At 27.8% G+C, this 17,803-nt stretch carries 18 protein-coding genes; 14 read left to right on the top strand and 4 right to left on the bottom strand.

Annotated features, from left to right (window positions below; genetic code table 11):
* Window positions 1-114: 114 nt before the first annotated feature.
* Window positions 115-639 carry a peptidylprolyl isomerase gene (locus EIH23_RS06255; RefSeq protein WP_122639368.1) on the top strand — a complete coding sequence of 175 codons (525 nt, stop codon included), beginning with the start codon at window positions 115-117 and terminating at the stop codon, window positions 637-639.
* Between the two features lie 213 nt (window positions 640-852).
* Here EIH23_RS06255 and EIH23_RS06250 read toward each other — a convergent pair whose 3' ends face one another.
* Window positions 853-2,448, bottom strand: coding sequence for a putative manganese-dependent inorganic diphosphatase (locus EIH23_RS06250; RefSeq protein ID WP_122639367.1), 1,596 nt, complete (start codon window positions 2,446-2,448; stop codon window positions 853-855).
* A gap of 111 nt (window positions 2,449-2,559) precedes the next feature.
* Between EIH23_RS06250 and EIH23_RS06245 the strand changes: the two genes are divergently transcribed.
* On the top strand, window positions 2,560-3,153 hold the full coding sequence (locus EIH23_RS06245) for a DUF4230 domain-containing protein (RefSeq protein ID WP_164489000.1): 594 nt from the start codon (window positions 2,560-2,562) through the stop codon (window positions 3,151-3,153).
* 345 nt (window positions 3,154-3,498) lie between these two features.
* Complete coding sequence (gene adhE, locus EIH23_RS06240; protein WP_122639365.1) at window positions 3,499-6,120, top strand: bifunctional acetaldehyde-CoA/alcohol dehydrogenase; 2,622 nt, start codon at window positions 3,499-3,501, stop codon at window positions 6,118-6,120.
* 112 nt (window positions 6,121-6,232) lie between these two features.
* On the opposite strand, the gene EIH23_RS06235 is transcribed toward adhE, so the two are convergent.
* Window positions 6,233-6,568: a hypothetical protein gene (locus EIH23_RS06235; protein WP_122639364.1), complete on the bottom strand. Its 336-nt coding sequence runs from the start codon at window positions 6,566-6,568 to the stop codon at window positions 6,233-6,235.
* 257 nt (window positions 6,569-6,825) lie between these two features.
* Window positions 6,826-7,077 (bottom strand): hypothetical protein, encoded by a 252-nt coding sequence (locus tag EIH23_RS06230; protein ID WP_122639363.1) that lies wholly within the window; start codon window positions 7,075-7,077, stop codon window positions 6,826-6,828.
* Between the two features lie 86 nt (window positions 7,078-7,163).
* Between EIH23_RS06230 and EIH23_RS06225 the strand changes: the two genes are divergently transcribed.
* From EIH23_RS06225 to EIH23_RS06195, 7 genes are all read left to right on the top strand, one after another.
* Window positions 7,164-7,895, top strand: a complete 732-nt coding sequence (locus tag EIH23_RS06225; RefSeq protein WP_122639362.1) for a YkgJ family cysteine cluster protein — start codon at window positions 7,164-7,166, stop codon at window positions 7,893-7,895.
* Between the two features lie 11 nt (window positions 7,896-7,906).
* Window positions 7,907-8,833, top strand: coding sequence for an MBL fold metallo-hydrolase (locus EIH23_RS06220; protein ID WP_122639361.1), 927 nt, complete (start codon window positions 7,907-7,909; stop codon window positions 8,831-8,833).
* A gap of 36 nt (window positions 8,834-8,869) precedes the next feature.
* Window positions 8,870-9,667, top strand: coding sequence for a GTP pyrophosphokinase (locus tag EIH23_RS06215; protein WP_122639360.1), 798 nt, complete (start codon window positions 8,870-8,872; stop codon window positions 9,665-9,667).
* 74 nt (window positions 9,668-9,741) lie between these two features.
* On the top strand, window positions 9,742-10,434 hold the full coding sequence (locus tag EIH23_RS06210; protein ID WP_122639359.1) for a metallophosphoesterase: 693 nt from the start codon (window positions 9,742-9,744) through the stop codon (window positions 10,432-10,434).
* Between the two features lie 73 nt (window positions 10,435-10,507).
* Complete coding sequence (locus EIH23_RS06205; protein ID WP_122639358.1) at window positions 10,508-11,314, top strand: hypothetical protein; 807 nt, start codon at window positions 10,508-10,510, stop codon at window positions 11,312-11,314.
* A 142-nt stretch (window positions 11,315-11,456) separates the two neighbouring features.
* Window positions 11,457-12,017, top strand: a complete 561-nt coding sequence (locus EIH23_RS06200; RefSeq protein WP_122639357.1) for a 5' nucleotidase, NT5C type — start codon at window positions 11,457-11,459, stop codon at window positions 12,015-12,017.
* 25 nt (window positions 12,018-12,042) lie between these two features.
* Entirely contained in the window at window positions 12,043-12,528 is a 486-nt protein-coding gene (locus tag EIH23_RS06195) for a hypothetical protein (RefSeq protein ID WP_122639356.1), read from the top strand.
* Between the two features lie 61 nt (window positions 12,529-12,589).
* On the opposite strand, the gene fba is transcribed toward EIH23_RS06195, so the two are convergent.
* The gene (fba, locus tag EIH23_RS06190; protein WP_122639355.1) at window positions 12,590-13,453 is read right to left on the bottom strand and encodes a class II fructose-1,6-bisphosphate aldolase; all 864 of its coding nucleotides are present in this window, start codon (window positions 13,451-13,453) and stop codon (window positions 12,590-12,592) included.
* A 219-nt stretch (window positions 13,454-13,672) separates the two neighbouring features.
* Between fba and EIH23_RS06185 the strand changes: the two genes are divergently transcribed.
* The 4 genes from EIH23_RS06185 to EIH23_RS06170 all read left to right on the top strand — a co-directional run bounded on the left by EIH23_RS06185 (window position 13,673) and on the right by EIH23_RS06170 (window position 17,713).
* Complete coding sequence (locus EIH23_RS06185) at window positions 13,673-14,395, top strand: pseudouridine synthase (protein WP_122639354.1); 723 nt, start codon at window positions 13,673-13,675, stop codon at window positions 14,393-14,395.
* 32 nt (window positions 14,396-14,427) lie between these two features.
* Entirely contained in the window at window positions 14,428-15,786 is a 1,359-nt protein-coding gene (rlmD, locus tag EIH23_RS06180; protein ID WP_122639353.1) for a 23S rRNA (uracil(1939)-C(5))-methyltransferase RlmD, read from the top strand.
* Between the two features lie 235 nt (window positions 15,787-16,021).
* Window positions 16,022-16,831 (top strand): AEC family transporter, encoded by an 810-nt coding sequence (locus tag EIH23_RS06175; protein ID WP_330566184.1) that lies wholly within the window; start codon window positions 16,022-16,024, stop codon window positions 16,829-16,831.
* Window positions 16,832-16,918: 87 nt separating this feature from the next.
* Window positions 16,919-17,713 (top strand): HAD family hydrolase, encoded by a 795-nt coding sequence (locus tag EIH23_RS06170; protein WP_122639352.1) that lies wholly within the window; start codon window positions 16,919-16,921, stop codon window positions 17,711-17,713.
* Window positions 17,714-17,803 lie beyond the last annotated feature (90 nt).

The raw sequence follows: 17,803 nt of genomic DNA, 5'->3' as shown, positions 1-17,803 counted from the left end.
ATTAATTAGATTTAGAATTTTATTTTTATATGGCGAATATTGGCTTTATTTTTTATTATGTTAGTATATAATATATATGATATACATAATTCAATTTGGAAGGAGAATAACAAAATGGAAAATAAAAACCCAATAGTAACTATAGAAATGGAAAATGGAAAGAAGATAGTAGCAGAGTTATACCCAAATATAGCTCCAAATACTGTTAAAAACTTCGTAAGTTTAATAGAAAAAGGATATTACAACGGAGTTGGATTCCACAGAGTAATACCAGGATTTATGATACAAGGTGGATGCCCAAATGGAAATGGAATGGGTGGACCAGGATACTCTATAAAAGGAGAATTCACAAACAATGGATTCACTAATAACTTAAAGCATGAAAGAGGAGTATTATCAATGGCTAGAACAATGAATCCTAACTCAGCAGGTTCTCAGTTCTTTATAATGCATCAAACATCTCCACATTTAGATAGAGAATATGCATCTTTTGGTAGAGTTATAGAAGGATTAGATGTAGTAGATGAAATAGCTAATACAAGAACAGATAGAATGGACAAGCCAAAAGAAGCTCAAACAATGAAGAATGTTACAGTAGAAACATTTGGAGTGGATTATTCAGACGTAGAAAAAATGTAGTTTAAAAAAGTTTTAAATATAGTGATTTTTATCTTTACAATATGTCGAATTTTGTATAGAATAGTAAAGTGATAAATCCAAAAACGCATTTAAACAAAAAGAAATATTAATGTTAAACCAGTTAATTGATTACACCATCATAGTGAATCAAGCAAATAAAACGTATTTTATAAAAAAAGATGAACTCTTAGAGTTCATCTTTTTTATTTTATATTACATATTTCTAACTGCAGTAGTTAAGTTTGGTACTAATTGTTTCTTTCTTGAAACTACACCTGGTGCAAATACACCTTGAGCACCAGTAACATTAAACGCTTCAGAAATTAACTTATCTTCAGCTTTGTATATAAGATAAGAACCTTCTTGTATTATATCAGTTATAGCAAGAATTAGCATATCATATTCAGTAGAGTTTATATAAGATAAGAATTGATCTTGCTTAGCGAATATAGAGTCCATATCTAAAGTAAATACTTGACCTATACCAACTCTCTTACCACTCATATTAAATTCTTTAAAGTCCATATTTACGATTTCTTCTATGCTGAATTCGTCTAAAGAAGTTCCGAATTTGAACATTTCCATTCCATAGCTTTCCATATCAACACCAGCTATTTTACTTAATTCATTAGCAGCTTCTTTGTCTAATTCAGTAGTTGTAGGAGATTTAAATATTAAAGTATCTGATAATATAGCAGATAATAATAATCCAGCAATATGTTTAGGTACTTCAACATTGTGTTCTTTAAACATCTTGTAGATTATAGTACAAGTACATCCAACAGGCATAACTCTTATTGATAAAGGTACATCAGTAGATATTCCACCTATCTTATGATGATCAACTATTTCAACTAGGTTAGCTTGTTCTATACCATCAGCACTTTGAGCAACCTCATTGTGGTCAACTAATACTACATTTTTCTTAGTTGGATTTAAAAGGTGCTCTCTAGAAACTAATCCTAAGAAGTTATTATTATCATCAACTACAGGGTAAGATCTAAAGTCTGTGTTTAGCATAGTTTCTTTAACATCATCCGCATAATCACTTTCATTGAAAACAACTAAATTTTCTTTAGTTATTATATCTGCTAAGTAATTACATTGATTTATAATGTTTGATGTTTTATATGTATCAGCTTCAACTGATATTATAGAAACACCATTTTGTTTAGCAAGAGCTAATAATTCTTCGCTTATAGTAGTGCCGCCAGTAACAACTAAAAGTTTAACTTTAGTATCTATCGCATACTCTATCATATCGTATCTATTTCCAACTATACCGATATCACCTTCACATAATAAGTCCATCACTGTATCCATGTTGAATGATAAAGTAACAACTCTTCCTGTTACTTCTTCGTTACAATTTATAAGGACTGAACCATTAAGGTTCTTGCATATATTTGATATAGAAGTGTGTATAGTATTGAAATGTTGATGAAGAAGGCTTTCAGCTATTTCTTTCATAGTTATTATTCCTTCAAACTTACCACATTCAGATACTACAGGTAAAGTCTTAACACCTTTATCACTCATAAGAGAATATGCTTCTAAAACTGAAGCTGATGGAGTTAAAGCTTCAACTTTATCATAGCTTAAGTCCTTAACTTGTATTTTTACGTTATCTAATATTTTAGGAGCATCTACTTTAAAATAATTTAAAGCAAATTGAGCTTCTTTTCTTGGCTCTCCTAAAGCGCATGCTACTGCGTTTTCACCTAATTGATTTTTTAGGTATGTTAATGAAATTGATGAGCATATTGAATCTGTATCTGGATTCTTGTGCCCGAAAACTAATAATGTCATTTTAAAACTCCTTTCATAAAAAAGTGAATATAATTAACTAAAATCATTTTGATAATAGGTTAAGACTAAGTTTAATTCCTAAATATTATACCAAAAGGAGGCAGATATTTGTTGATAAAAAGGAAAAAAATTAATAAAGTACTTGTATTATTACCCATTTTAATACTCATAATAACGTTAGGTTTTACTATTAAAACATTTATAAATGAAAATAATGAATATGAAGATAATACAAAAGTATTATCTACGATAAGTCAAGTTTTAGATTTAAATACTGTAAAGTATACTTATAGTAATATTGTAGCAGTAAAAAAGGATAAAAGTATAAATGATATAAAAATACCTTTTACTGAGCAATCTTTTATTATTAAGTATGAAGGAATAATAAATGGAGGAATCAAACCAGAAGATATACATATAGTAGAGAATACAGGTAAAAAAATAAAAATAGAAGTAGAACAGTGTAGAATACTAGATCATTACATTGATGATGAAAAGTTATATGTTTATGATGTAAAGAATTCTATATTTAATAAATTAGATACTAATGAAATTTTATCAGATATTAGTAAGTATAAGGACGAATATGAAGAAAAAATAATTGAAGAAGGTTTTATAAATGAAATAAAAGTAAGTACAAAGACCAGCTTATCAAATTTATTAAAAAATATAGGATACGAAGAAATTATAATTACATTTAAATAGATTCTATATGAAAAAGTTTATTAAGATATAAGTATTTATAATTATCTTAATAAACTTTTTGCTTTATAAAAACAAAGAATGTATAAAATTTAACAAATGAAAAAAATAGTAAAATTGTATACAATATGCTGAATATATTAAAAAAGTATGAAAAAAATTATAGTTAAAGTATTGAAAAATAGACATTTTTTAATAGGATAAAAATAAAAACGTTTTCTTAGAAACTTATTGAAAAAAATTTAACAAAATCTATTGACACTTAAATTAAGATAAAGTATCATAAATTACATAATAAGTTTGTTAAATAACTAACGGAATTTAAATAAATTTTATGGGGGTATAAATATGAGCAAAGAGTCAAGAAAGCTAAAAGTAGTGGATAATGAATGTAGTGTTGAAAATATGATAAATGAATTAGTTGAAAAAGCAGAAAAAGCAAAACAAGCAATGCTAAGCTTAGATCAAGAAGCAATAGATAATATAGTTAGAGAAATGTCTATGGCAGGTCTTGATAAGCATATAGAGCTTGCTCAAATGGCAGTGGAAGAAACTAAAAGGGGTATCTTCGAAGATAAAGTAACTAAGAACATGTTTGCTACAGAATATATATATAATAGTATAAAATACAACAAAACTGTTGGTGTTATAGAAAAGAACGAAGAAGAAGGGTATATGTTAATAGCTGAACCTATAGGTGTTGTTGCAGGGGTAACACCAGTTACTAACCCAACTTCTACAACAATGTTTAAATCAATAATATCAATGAAAGGTAGAAATCCAATAATATTCAGTTTCCATCCATCAGCTCAAAAATGTTCTTCAGAAGCTGCAAGAATATTAAGAGATGCAGCTATAAAAGCAGGTGCTCCTAAAGACTGTATACAATGGATAGAAAAACCATCAATAGAAGCTACTAATTTACTAATGAAGCACGATGGAGTATCAATGATACTTGCAACTGGTGGACCAGGAATGGTTAAATCAGCTTACTCTTCAGGAAAGCCAGCTCTAGGGGTTGGAGCCGGTAATGTTCCTTGCTACATAAATAAAACTGCAGATATAAAACAAGCAGTAAATGATTTAATATTATCAAAAACTTTCGATAATGGAATGATATGTGCTTCTGAGCAAGCAGTTATAATAGATGAAGAAATATACAATGAAGTAACTGATTTAATGAAATATTATGGATGTTACTTTGTAAATAAAGAAGAAAAAGAAAAATTACAAAATTTAGTAATAGACAATAATACTTGTTCATTAAATCCAAATATAGTTGGACAAAGTCCATATACTATAGGACAAATGGCTGGAATAAATGTTCCAAAAGATGCAAAAATGATAGTTGCAGAACTTGAAAAAGTAGGAATGGAAGATCCTTTATCAAAAGAAAAATTAAGTCCAGTACTTGCTTGCTTCAAGGTTAAAAATGCACAAGAAGGTATACAAAAATGTGTAGAGATGACTGAGTTTGGGGGATTAGGACATTCAGCTGTAATACACTGTAATGACGACGATGTGATTTTAGAATTTGGTCAAAAAGTAAGAACAGGTAGATTACTTGTAAATGCACCATCAACTCATGGAGCAATAGGTGATATATACAACGTTAATACACCATCATTAACATTAGGATGTGGATCAATGGGGAATAATTCAACAACAGAAAACGTATCAGCAACTAACTTAATAAATGTTAAAAAAGTTGCAATGAGAAAAGTAAATATGCAATGGTTCAAGGTACCAGAAAGAATATACCATGAATTTGGTTCTATAAGCTACTTAGAAAAATTACCAAATGCTAACAGAGTAATGATAGTAACTGATAGAGTCATGGTTCAATTAGGAAATGTAGATAAGATAACTAATCAATTAAGAAAAAGAAGAAATCCTGTTATGATAGATGTATTCTGTGACGTAGAGCCAGATCCATCTGTAGAAACAGTATTAAATGGTGCAGAAGCTATGAGAAAATTCAAGCCTGACACTATAATAGCTCTTGGTGGAGGTTCAGCAATGGATGCTGCTAAAGCTATGTGGTTATTCTATGAAAATCCAGAAGCTAACTTTGATGATTTAAGATTAAAGTTTGCTGATATAAGAAAGAGAGTATTTAAGTTCCCTAAATTAGGAAGACAGGCTCAATTAGTAGCTATACCAACTACTTCAGGAACTGGTTCAGAAGTTACTTCTTTTGCAGTTGTTACAGATAAAGTAAATAATATGAAATATCCTTTAGCTGACTATGAGTTAACTCCAGATGTGGCTATAATAGACCCAACTTTAGTTATGACAGTACCAGCAGGTGTTACAGCAGATACAGGAGTTGATGTTTTAACTCATGCTATAGAAGCGTATGTTTCAATAATGGCAACTGATTATACAGATGCATTAGCATTAAAAGCAATACAGTTAGTATTCGATTACTTACCAAAAGCTTATAAAAATGGAAACGATAAAGAAGCAAGAGAGAAAATGCATAATGCATCTTGTATGGCAGGTATGGCATTTACAAATGCTTTCTTAGGAATAAATCATTCATTAGCTCATAAGTTAGGTGGAGAATTCCATATACCACATGGGAGAGCAAATGCTATATTATTACCACATGTTATAAAGTACAACGCTACTAAACCTTCTAAATTCGTTGCGTTCCCTAAATATAAGGAGTTCGTAGCTGATAAGAAATATGCTGAGATAGCTAGATTCTTAGGATTAAAAGCTAATACTGTAGAAGAAGGTGTTCAAAGCTTAATAGATGCAGTAAACAACTTATTAGTTGAATTAAATATACCAAAAACAATAAAAGAGTGTGGAGTATTAGAAGAACAATTCCTATCAAAAGTAGATAAATTATCTTTAGATGCTTTTGATGATCAGTGTACTCCTGCTAACCCAAGATTACCACTAGTTGAAGAGTTAAAGGGAATATACTTAACAGCTTTCGGACAATCAAAAGAAAATTAATCCTTACAAACTACAAATGTAATTTATAGAATATTCATAATAATTATTGGCTAGTTAGATTAAATGATTTATTATCTAATTAACAATAAAAATAAGGGGCCTTAAAGGCTCCTTATTTTTTTGTTCTTGTTATTAAAACTTTTTCTTTATTATTTTTTATATTAAAAATATAGTCTTTATAATCAAATTCAAAGTTTGCAAATGCAGAGAATAAATCTATATCTCTCATAAAATGTACAGTCATTAAATGGCTTTTTTTATTTATTCTTAATATTAATGATCTTACAAAGGGAAATTGAATTCTACCATTAAAAAAATCATTTTCACCACACTCTAAGTCTAAACTACGATAATTTACGTCTATAAATATATCTACATCATCGTTCTCTTCTCTTATTATTCTATATTCAAAATCTATATCTAGTTTTAATAATCCTATTTCTATCATATATGCCACCTCTTATTTTTAATATAATGTCTTAATCTAAATTATTAATAATTATAACTTATATGCTTATATTTAACTATATAAAATAAAAAAGAGCTTTCATTGGGGGAATGAAAGCTCAAAATTGGGGGAGATTGAGTTAAATATTTAATTTTCATTAATATTATGGACCCAATCAAAAATTAATATACATAAAAATAAAAAATTTATTTTTAATTTTTATCCCAATTTAAATAATGAAATGTATTTAAATAAACTTATCTTTTAGGGTTTATAAACTTAGCTCCTAAATATTTCTTTATATCTTCATCTGAAGAAAAATCATCTATAAGTATTTCTCTACCGCTATCTTCTAAAATAACTAAAACCTCACAGTCACCTTTTAAGAAGGCTTTTTGAACTGTTTCAGCTCTAACTTCTCTTTTTTTAGTTATGCCTTTTTTAGTTTTTTCATAATCTTTAACGAAATAGCTATCCATCATGTTTATTATTTTTGTATATCTAGTCATGAAATTACCTCCTACGATTAATCATATAAAATGTGTTATAATAATTGTTTGTATTAACCTAATAATTATAACAAGGAGTAATAACAATGACTAGTATAAAAAAAGTAGATATTTTTAAATGTATAGATTTTGCTAATGAAAATAAATTATTTGATAAATTAAATAATATTTATAGTAGCTTACCAAGTGGAGATTGTACTGGATGTGGTAAGTGTTGTATGGAATCAGTGGGAATTAACTTAACAGAGTTTTTAAATATATATAATTACTTAAAAGATAAAGAAATATTAAGAAAGAACTCATTAGATAGAATAATCGAGTATTATTTCTTAGAGTATTCAAATAAGAGATGTTGTCCTTTTAGGGACGAAAATAAGAGATGTTTAATTTATGAAGTTAGACCACTAAATTGTAGACTATTTGGACACTGGAAAAAGGATGATTATAACAAGAATTTAGATAACGTAACTAAAAGAAATCAAGAGTATAGAGATTTTATGAAATCAGAACATGGATTTGATATAAGTGATGAGGTAGTAAACTTTAAAATAAGATATTGCGAAGATTTTAAGCCTGATAAAGACTATTTAGATAAGTCTGATAGGCTAAGTTTTTCTGATGAAATAATGACTTTAGATTCTAGATTTTTTGCAAATGAGATTATAGATATAGAGTTTAGAGATAGAGGAATAGTAGAGTACTTTATAGAATCTCTATTAAGTCAAAATGTAGCTTATAATATAAAAGTGAAGATTTCTAAAGATGAAAGGATTAGGTGTAGAACAATAAAAAGACTTAAGAAAATTTTAATAAGATAAGTGGTGAATATATGAGTTTAATAAATATAAGGGGCAATACTTATTATATTAAAGGTGGAACTAATAGTGGATTGTATTTATTTACAGATAACATAGCTATTATTATAGACCCAGGCTTACCAGGATTAAGACCAAGAAAAATTATTAAAGAGTTAAAAGAAAATAACATAGAAATAAGTTATATAATAAATACTCATGAGCATGATGACCACTATGGAGCATGTAAAGAATATAAACTAGAAAACAAAAATATAAAGATACTATCATCTAAGCATGCGAAACTATATATAGAGAATCCAGAGCTATTTTCAAAGTATATAATCGGAGGGAAATCTAATAAGTTTCTTGATGAATTTTTTAAAAGAAGTAATCAAAGTAGCTTATATATAGATGAAGAGTTAACTTTGGGCAATGTTATTATAAATAAAGAAGTTTTTAAAATTATAGAATTTAAAGGTCATACACCTGGAAGTATAGGTGTTATGACTAAGGATAAGGTATTGTTTGTAGGTGATTTATTAGTAAGTGAAGATATGCTTAATAAATATGATTTTTTATTTGTTTTTGATATTAAAGATTATATAGAAAGTTTAAATAAATTAAAAACTATAAACTTTGAATATATGGTGCTAGGACATGGAAAAAATATAATAAACAAAGATGATAGTTATAAGTTAATAGAAAAACATGAGAATGCTATAAATAATTACATTAACCAAATTAAAGAGGATTTAAAAGAGCCTATGGGAATAGAAGCCCTATTAAAAAATATAATTGTAAGAAACGATTTACATTGCAACTATAAGGAGTTTTATTTTTATAAAAGCTCACTAGTATCAATAATAAGCTATTTATGTGATTTAGATGAAGTAAGTTATACAATACAGGGTGGGGAACTGCTTTATTATATCCAAAAAAATCAAATTATGATAAAATAAGTATGACTGTAAAAATAGAAATAAAGGGTGAGCAAGATGGAATATGAAAGATGGGATGAAGTATTGGCTCCTTATGAACATGCGGTAGAAGAACTAAAAGTTAAATTTAAAAATATAAGAAAAGAATTTTTAACTAAGGGAGAATATTCCCCAATTGAATTTGTTACAGGAAGAACTAAGAAAATAGCCTCAATTATATCGAAGGCTAAAAGACTTGATATAGATGATATAGAAGGTACTATGGAAGATATAGCTGGTATAAGAATAATGTGCCAGTTTGTTGAAGATATATATACTATAGTAAACTTAATTAAAAATAGAAGTGATATGAGCATTGTGTATGAAAAAGATTATATAAAGAATTTTAAAGATAGCGGGTATAGAAGTTATCACGTTATAATAAAGTACCCAATAAATTCAATAGCTGGTTCAAAAGAGATTTTATGTGAGATACAAATTAGGACTTTAGCAATGAACTTTTGGGCTACTATAGAGCATTCTTTAAAGTATAAATATGAGCATTATATACCAGAAGATCTAGCAGTAAGATTGAGAAGAGCAGCAGATGCTGCGTTCTTATTAGATCAAGAAATGAGTGAAATAAGAGAAGATATAATGAAGGCTCAAGTAATGTATCAAGTGAAAACTGTAACAGTTAGGGATATACTCAATAAAATTCAAGAGTTATACAACCTAGGAGATACTCATAAGGCAATAATTTATCAAAGAAGATTAGACAAAATTGATAACGAAGAAGATATAACAGAGATAATTAGATTAAAAAGAGAAATAGATGATTTATTAGAAGTGTATAAAGACACTAGAAAGAAATAAAGGGGGAGCCGTCTCAAATAATTTTGGGGTGGCTCTTTTGATTAAATTTAGGACACAAAAGAGAGGAATTAAGTATGAGTTTATATGCAATAGGAGACTTACATTTTTCAACATCTGTAAATAAGCCGATGAATATATTTGGAGGTAACTGGAATAATCATGAAGAGAAAATAATAGAAAGCTGGAAAAGTAAAGTAAAGAAAGAAGATACAGTTCTTGTATTAGGAGATACCTCTTGGGGGATAAATTTATCAGAGGCTAAATCTGATTTAGATATAATAAGTGAACTTGAAGGTAATAAGATTTTTATAAAGGGAAATCATGATTATTGGTGGACTACAGTTACAAATCTAAATAAGTTATATGATAATTGCAAATTCTTACAAACTAACTTTTACGAGTATGAAGACTATGCTATATGTGGTGGTAGAGGGTGGATTTGCCCAAATGATGTAAAATTTGATAGTAAGGATGAACAGATATATAAAAGAGAAGAAAATCGTATAAGAATATCTTTAGAATCAGCTAGAAAAAAAGGATATGAAAAGATAATAGTCATAACTCATTATCCACCTACTAATGATAAATTAGAAGAGTCAATATTTACAAAGCTGTATGAAGAATATAATGTAGAAAAAGTTATATATGGTCATCTACATGGAAGAGAATCTTTTAAGATGGGACTTAAAGGAATTCGAAATGGAGTAGAGTATATATTAGCTTCTTGTGACTATTTAAATTTTAATTTAGTTAAAATATTAGATTAATAAGTAAATTAAATGTAAATAATATAAAAATGGGGGGAAATATTAATTTTATTTATAAAGGAGAATTTAGTAAATGAGATGGATATTAGTATTCATATTTTTATATGTTATACCCCTAATAATATTATTTAGAAATTATAAAAACTTAAAACGCTCATGTATATATGGAAGTATATATGTTGTACTGGTTACAACTATAGCAATTAGTAATGTATATATGAGTGGACTTAGTAAAATAGAGGAATCTTTGTATTATAAAAATTCTGATATTGATCAAAGATATAAAGAAAAATATGAATCAAACTTTGATAATAGCATGAAAAATAATATTGCAAGGGAAGAAAATAAAGAAAAAGAAAATAAAGATAAATCAGTATCTAAAATTGAAGATGAGAAAATCAATATGGAGACTGAAAAGGATGAATCTGTTATAAAAAATAATAAAGTAACTGATTTAGAAAAGTTAGATGAATTTAAAAAAGATATTTATGATATAGAAAGGGTAGCATTAATTCCTATGAGGGAATGTATTCCATATACTAAAGACATAGCTAAAAGTCTTAGTAAAATATCACAAATTAAAGATGATATTTTATATGCACAGGAAATGTGTAGAGATGTAATCGATATATATGAAAGTATGGATATACCAAGTTTATCTAAGGGTGAATATGAATTAGTTCTTAGTAATGCAAGGGATGATGTAAAAAAAGCATATGAGCTAAGAGAAAAAGCTATGGAAAATGCAGTTAAACTTTTAGAAACAAAAAATCCTAAATATATAGGTAAAATAACGGAGTATTTAAAACTATCAGATAATCATATATCTAGCTTTAAAGAAAAAGTAACAGACTTAAAAGAAGAAATAAATGAAGAATAAGTATAAAATATTAAAAAGCTTGCCTTATTAGGCAAGCTTTTTGGTATTATATACATATACTTAGATTATAGATTTTAATTTATAATTGAAGTTGTACTATAATTTAAAACTATTAATTTAGAAGATATTAGTGGAGGGGTTTATGAAAAAATTAAACATATGTGTTGATATAGATGGGACAATAACTAGTCCTTACCATTTCCTACCGTATTTAAATGATATGTATAATAAGAACTTAACTGAAAAAGAATGTACAACTCTTGACTGGAAAGAGTTATACGGAGATGACATGGAAGACTTATTAGGTAAATTTCATAATGAATATATGCATGCTTATGAAGAAGCAGAAGTTATTGAAGGTGCAAATGAGGTTATAGCTGAATTATGTGCAACAAATAACCTATATTTCGTTACAGCAAGGAGCTCAGATTTGACTGATATTACAACTAACTGGCTAAAACAAAAAGGTTTTTCAGACATAGAGGTATATTTACTAGGTAGCGATTATAAAATAGAAAAAGCAAGAGAATTAGGTTGTCATATATTTATAGAAGATAACCCTTGGAATGCTATTCAAATAGCTAATGCAGGAATAGACGTTATCTTAATAGATACAAACTACAATAAAGACATTGATCACAATAGAATAACTAGAGTAAGTAATTGGAGTCAGATAAAAGATTTAATACAAAGTAACTACTAACACTTATTATGGGGGAGGCGATTTAATGATAGAGTTAAAATTAAAAAACAGAAAAGGAAATTTTCGAGCGAATAGCAATGAAGTAAAGGATATTTTAAATTTGCGCCCAGATTTTGAATATGTACAAGATATATCAAATAGTATAAAACAAAATAATATGATGGCATTTGATTGTAAATTATCAGAAGATATATTTTCTATGGAAGAGATAGAAGAGTTGTTAGATGAAATGGGAGAAAATATAGATGAATCTTACTTCGATGTTATTTTTGATGATATAAGAGTTTATTTAAAGGATGCAACAGATGAAATTGAAGCTGAGTTACAAGATAAATATTTAGTGGATAATATAAGATGTTTCTTTGATGTTTATAATATTGATCAAGAATTTACAGACTTTAAGTTTGTATTTTTAGTAAGCTTTGAAGATATAAAGATATCATCACTTACGAACTTAGCAAAAATAGTATCTAAAAGACAGTTAGTAGGAGCATCTAAATTTTATAGCTAGTAAATGTAAAAGGGAATGTTTAAAACATTCCCTTTTACATTTATAATATATAGTTTAAGAATTATGCTTTATTTATTGAACCGAATAATTCCATTTTTTCTTTAACACATGCTTTTATAGCTTCAAATCCTGGAGCTAATAATTTACGAGGGTCAAATCCCTTACCTTCTAAATCTTTTCCAGATTCTATGTATTTACGAGTAGCATCAGCAAATACTAATTGACACTCTGTATTAACATTTATTTTAGAAACCCCTAATGATATAGCTTTTTTTATCATATCTTCAGGTATACCAGTACCACCATGTAATACTAATGGCATTTCACCTGTAGCTTCGTTTATAGCAGCAAGAGCATCGAAGTTTAACCCTGCCCAGTTTTCTGGATATTTACCATGTATATTACCTATACCAGCAGCTAACATATCAACACCTAATTCAGCTATTTGCTTACATTCAGCAGGATCTGCTATTTCACCAGCACCAACAACACCATCTTCTTCTCCACCTATAGAACCAACTTCTGCTTCTACAGATATACCTTTAGAATTTGCTATTGATATTATTTCTTTTGTTTTAGATATATTTTCTTCTATAGAGTAGTGAGAACCATCAAACATAACAGAAGAGAATCCTGCTTCTATTGTTTTTAATGCTCCTTCATAGCTACCATGGTCTAAGTGAAGAGCAACTGGAACTGTTATGTTTAATTCTTCTAACATTCCATTTACCATTCCAACTATAGTTTTATAACCACCCATGTATTTTCCAGCACCTTCAGATACACCTAATATAACTGGTGAATTGTTTTCTTGAGCTGTTAATAATATTGCCTTAGTCCATTCTAAGTTGTTTATGTTGAATTGACCTACAGCATATTTCCCTTCTCTTGCTTTATTTAACATTTCTTTAGCAGAAACTAACATAGTTAAACCTCCATAAAACGATATTTATAAAATTTACCCATCTTCTATATTATAACTTTAAAATAAAAAAAGGTATATAGTAAATTGTAATAACTTTAAAATAAAAGTATAATAATATCTATAAATTAGTATGAGAAGAAATTTTTATTATAACTACCGTAAATGATGGTTATATTGTTAAATGAGGTCAAAATTTTTACTTAAGGAAAGGTAATATAAATGGCAAAAAAATTACGTATTGATAAAGTACTTTCAAATATAGGTTGTGGAAGTAGAGCGGAGATAAAAAAGTATTGCAAGCAAGGTATCATAGTAGTTAATGGAAAAACTGTATCTAATCCAGGATTACAAGTAGATACAGAAAAAGATGAAATATTATTTAATGGAGAAAAAGTTACATATAGAGAATTCATATATCTAATGATGAATAAGCCAGATGGATATATAAGTGCAACTTTTGATAAAAGAGATCCTATAGTACTAGATTTAATAGATTCTTCATACTTGGTATTTGAACCATTTCCAGTTGGTAGATTAGATAAAGATACTGAAGGATTATTAGTACTTACTAATGACGGTCAATTATCTCATAGAGTTTTATCTCCTAAAAAGCATGTACCAAAAACTTATTATGCTAAAATAGATGGAGTAGTTACTGATGAAGATATAAGGGCATTTGAAAAAGGTGTTATTTTAGATGATGGGTATGAGACTATGCCTTCACAATTAAAAATATTGAAAAGTGATGAAGAGTCAGAAATAGAATTAACTATACATGAAGGAAAATTCCACCAGGTAAAAAGAATGTTTGAGAGTGTAGGTAAAAAAGTAGTATACTTAAAAAGACTTTCTATGGGAAAATTAAAATTAGATGAAAGTTTAGCTTTAGGAGAGTATAGAGAGTTAACTGAGGAAGAAATAAAACTAATAGAAGAAAGATAGTTTTAAATATATAATTTAGCGGAGGAAATACAGTGAAAAGAAGAGACATAATTGAATTTGAAGTAGATAAAATGGAGTTTGGCGGAACTACTGTTAGTATGCTAGATAAGAGAGAAATCCACATGAAGGGCGGAATAAGTGGACAAAAAGTTAAAGCGGTAGTAAAAAAGGCTAGAAGTAAAAAAGCAGAAGTTAAGATGATAGAAGTATTAGAAAAATCACCAATAGAAACAGCAACTACTTGTAAACATTTTGGAGAATGTGGAGGGTGCTCTATATTATCTGTTCCATATGAAAAGCAACTTGAAATAAAAGAAAGACAAGTTATGGACTTATTTTTAAGTCAAGATATATTTGGATTCCAATTTTTAGGGATAGAGGGTAGCCCTCAAAATAGGCTTTATAGAAATAAAATGGAGTACACTTTTGGAGATGAAATGAAAGATGGACCACTTACATTAGGTCTTCATAAAAAAGGTAGACACATAGATATATTAACTGTTGATGGATGTTTACTAGTAGATAAGGATTTTATAAAAGTATTAACTTCAACTGTTAAATATTTTGATGAAAAAAAATTGCCATATTACAGATGTATGAGCCATAAAGGATACCTTAGAAATCTTGTTGTGAGAAAAGGTATAAACACTAATGAATTAATGGTTAATATAGTTACTTCATCTCAAGAAGATTTTGATATGACTGAATATAAAGAAATGTTATTAAATCTTGATACAGATGCAGAAATAGTAAGTATATTGCATACTATAAATGATGGGCTTGCTGATGCAGTTCAATGTGATGAATTACGAGTATTACATGGTAGAGATTATATCAATGAAGAACTATTAGGACTTAAATTTACAATATCTCCATTCTCATTCTTCCAGACAAATACTAAAGGAGCTGAAAAACTTTATACAATAGCTAGAGAGTTTGTAGGTGATCATGAAAATAAAGTAGTATTTGACTTATATAGTGGTACAGGAACAATAGGACAAGTTATGGCTGGTGCAGCTAAAAAAGTTTACGGAATCGAATTAATAGAGGAAGCAGTTGTTGCAGCTAATAATAATGCTAAATTAAATGGATTAGATAATTGTGAATTTGTAGCAGGTGATGTTGCTAAGACTGTTAAAAACTTTAAAGTTAAGCCTGATTTAATAATAGTTGATCCACCAAGACCAGGTGTTCATAAAGATGCTATAAGGGATATATCAGGATTTGGTGCGAAAGAAATAGTTTATATTTCATGTAATCCAAAGACTTTAGTTTTAGACTTAGTTGAATTTAAAAAGTTTGGATATGATGTAGAAAAAGTTAAGTGTATGGATATGTTCCCAAATACTCCTCATGTTGAAACTATAGTTAAGTTAAAAAAAGTACAATAAAAATACACTAATATGATCAAAAATGGCTAAACAGATTCTGTTTAGCCATTTTTATTTTTAAGAAATAAGAGTATAATATTAAGCTAGATTATAAAAAATGTTAATTTTGGGAGGATAATATATATTTATGGATTTTAGTGGATTGATTAATTTGCAAATTATGATGTTTTTACTAGTTGTAATTGGTATAGTATTAAAAAAGAAAGATGTTATTACGGAATAAGGAAAAAATGTTATTACTGATATTGTTATAAATGTTATCTTACCATGTAATGTTATAAATTCTTTTTATGTTGAATTTTCAAAAGATATATTGATAAATGGAATAACTATTCTATTAGTATCTTGTTTACTTCAATTTGTATGCACATTTCTAAGCTCTACATTATTTCAAAAGGTTAATAAGGAAAGACGTACAGTACTTCAATATGCAACTGTTTGTTCTAACGCAGGATTCTTAGGTAATCCTGTAGCAGAAGGAATTTATGGATCGATGGGACTTTTATACGCATCTATTTACTTAATACCTCAAAGAATTGTAATGTGGTCTGCAGGACTTTCTTATTTTACTGAATCCTCTAGTAAAAAAGACTTAATAAAAAAAGTAGTAACTCATCCATGTATAGTAGCAGTTGGAATAGGGCTTATTATTATGATATTTCAAATTAAATTACCGATATTTTTAAGTGATACTATTAAAAGTATTAGCGGATGTACAACATCAATATCCATGATTTTAATAGGTTCAATACTTGCAGATGTTGATATAAAAGATATGTCATCAAAGCTTATGTGGGCATTTTCTTTATTAAGATTAATTATAATCCCCCTTATAGTTTTAGTTGGATGTAAAATAACTAATATACAATCTTTAATAACGGGAGTAGCAGTTGTTTTAGCTGGTATGCCTGCTGGAAGTACAACTGCAATTTTAGCATCTAAATATGGTGGAGATGCAGAGTTTGCAAGTAAATGTGTCGTTTTAACAACAATACTTTCAATGCTTGCAATACCTATGTGGTGTATAGTATTATCTTTTGTATAGATATTTAAAGCAAGTAATTTTTATGGTTATATTATAATATATAGGTAGAGTATTTTATGAATTAGACCACAAGGGGGAAATATATTTATGATAAAATTAGTAGCAGCAGATATGGATGGAACTTTGTTAAATAGTAAAAAAGAATTATCACCAAATTTATTTGAAACAATAAATAAATTAAAGGAAAAGAATGTTAAATTTGCAATAGCAAGTGGTAGACAATATTATAATTTATTAAAAATATTTGAAGAGATAAAAAATGATTTAATATTTATAAGTGATAATGGTTCGATAGTATTTGAAGGTGAAGAGAGTATATTTATTAGTGAGATATATGAAGAAAACTTAATTGAACCAATTCAATTAATAAGAAAAATGGATAATGTATATCCTATATTATGTGGGGAAAAATCAGCATATGTTGAAAATGATGATACAGAATTTTTATATAATGCAAAAATGTATTATGAACATTTGGAAATAGTAGAGAATATATTAGAAGTAATAAATAAAGATAGAATATGTAAAATAGCAGTTTATGATGGAAATGGAGCCGAAAAAAATAGCTATCCTAAATTACAAAAATTTAGTGATAAATTACTTGTTTGCTTATCAGGTGAGAATTGGGTAGATTTTATGAATCTTGATATAAACAAAGGCCAAGCAATAAAAAGACTTCAAGAGATTTATTCTATATCATATGATGAATGCATGGCATTTGGAGATTATTTAAATGATTATGAAATGATGCAAGAATGTAAACATAGTTATGCAATGGCAAATGCTCATCCAAAGTTAAAGGAAGTTTGTAGTTATGAGGCAAAGTCTAATGATGAAGATGGGGTAGTAGAAGCATTAAATAATTATCTAACAAACTATTAAGAATTAAATCTTTAGACAAATTAGTTGGCAATTAGAAACTCTGTCCTATATAGGATGGAGTTTTTTTATAAATTTATAAGGAGATGTAAA

The organism is Romboutsia sp. Marseille-P6047, assembly GCF_900604535.1.
In the GTDB taxonomy this organism is placed as follows: domain Bacteria; phylum Bacillota; class Clostridia; order Peptostreptococcales; family Peptostreptococcaceae; genus Romboutsia_E.
This window is presented reverse-complemented; position numbering and strand designations above follow the sequence as displayed.